The sequence below is a fragment of the Marinobacter sp. bablab_jr003 genome, assembly GCF_016464245.1.
Lineage (GTDB): Bacteria > Pseudomonadota > Gammaproteobacteria > Pseudomonadales > Oleiphilaceae > Marinobacter > Marinobacter vinifirmus.
Genome location: NZ_JADARC010000022.1, coordinates 1 through 1,372, shown reverse-complemented (window position 1 = coordinate 1,372; position 1,372 = coordinate 1). Strand labels below are relative to the sequence as shown.

Below are 1,372 nucleotides of genomic sequence, written 5' to 3'. Positions count from 1 at the left end.
GTGCCTTCTTCTTGTGCTTCGTGGTGTAGAGCATTCGTGCCCGCATCACCTCGAAGGAGTAACCGCGCCCTTCACGGTTCTTGTCCTTGGCCAGTCGGTTGATGGACTCCGTGTAAGCGTTGGTGACGGGCATGTCCGTCTCGAAGTAGGTCATGGTCTCTTCGCGCCAGTTTCCCACTGCCCTTACCAGATCGCTCCAGACTTCCTTTTGGCCCTTCGGGATGGTGGCTATCCACTCGTCCAGGGCGGCTTCTGCCTGGAGCCGTGTGGTGGCGTCCCAGATGCCGTAGAAGCGCTCCTTGTGCTCGTAGGCGGCCAGCAGTTGCGGGAACGCGCCTGTCCAGGTCTCCATGATGAGGCGCTCCCGGTCTGAGACTTCGTGAGCGCGTTTCAGCAGGATTTTCCGGTCTCCCTTGAGAGTCCGGTTCTGGGACGGTTTCAGCTCCTTTCTGAGGCCCTTGCGCACTCTCTCTAGGGCATCGTTGGCCATGCGCACCACATGGAACTTATCGACCACGATACGGGCCTGGGGCAGCACAGCCTTGACCGCTGCCCGGTAGGGGTTCCACATGTCCATGCTGACGATCTCGACCTTCTGCCGGTCTTTCAGCTTCATCAGGTAGTTGGTCACCACGTCCTGGCGGCGGGTGGCCAGCAGGTCGAGCAGGGTTCGCTCCTCAATGTTGGTCAGAATGCAGCGGTAGCGCTTGTTCAGGTATAGCTCGTCAATGCCCAGGATGCGGGGCGTCTCGAAGCGGTGCCAGCGCCCCAGGAACTCGGCGCGGGCGTTGAAGATGTCGCGCACCGTCTTCTCGTCCAGGCCGGTCTGTGCCGCCACAAAGGTGTAGGGGTGGTTGAAGGATTCCTTCTCCACGTACTCATGCAGCCGCAGTGTCATACGGAATCCGTCCACCATCTCCGGTAGCTGGGGCCTGAATGTTGTCTTGCAGGCCCGGCAGGTGTATCGGCGGCGGACCACCCAGAGAGTGACCCGCTTGCCGTGGATGGGCAGATCACGATAGGGAACGTCACGCTTGCCGAACCGTACGAACTCACCCTGCACGCCGCATTCCTCGCAGGCGATGGGATCGGGCACGTCCACCTGGAAGTGCATTTCGTCGTCGGTTGATTTGCAGCCCAGTACTTGGTATTGCGGCAGGTGAAGGATGTTGTCGGGAAGTTCGGTCATGGTGTTGTATAGGCGTAGGTGTCAGTCAGATCCATCCGGCTCGGCATTGGTGTTTGCTTTTTTACCCAACAAGCTGCTGGAAACGAAAAGTAAGGCACCGAGGACAATTGCAATATCAGCCAGGTTGAAGGCCGGCCAATGCCAGTCTCGCCAATAGAAATCAAAGGAATCCACAACATAGCC

Annotated in this window: 2 protein-coding genes; both read right to left on the bottom strand. The window is 58.9% G+C overall.

Annotation, left to right across the window (positions count from 1 at the left end):
- On the bottom strand, positions 1 to 1,189 hold a 1,189-nt coding region (locus tag H3Z84_RS01600; protein ID WP_199456019.1), incomplete at its 3' end, for an ISL3-like element ISPpu12 family transposase.
- Positions 1,190 to 1,210: 21 nt separating this feature from the next.
- Positions 1,211 to 1,372 (bottom strand): signal peptidase II (locus H3Z84_RS01595; protein WP_199456018.1); only part of this gene is annotated, 162 nt, incomplete at its 5' end.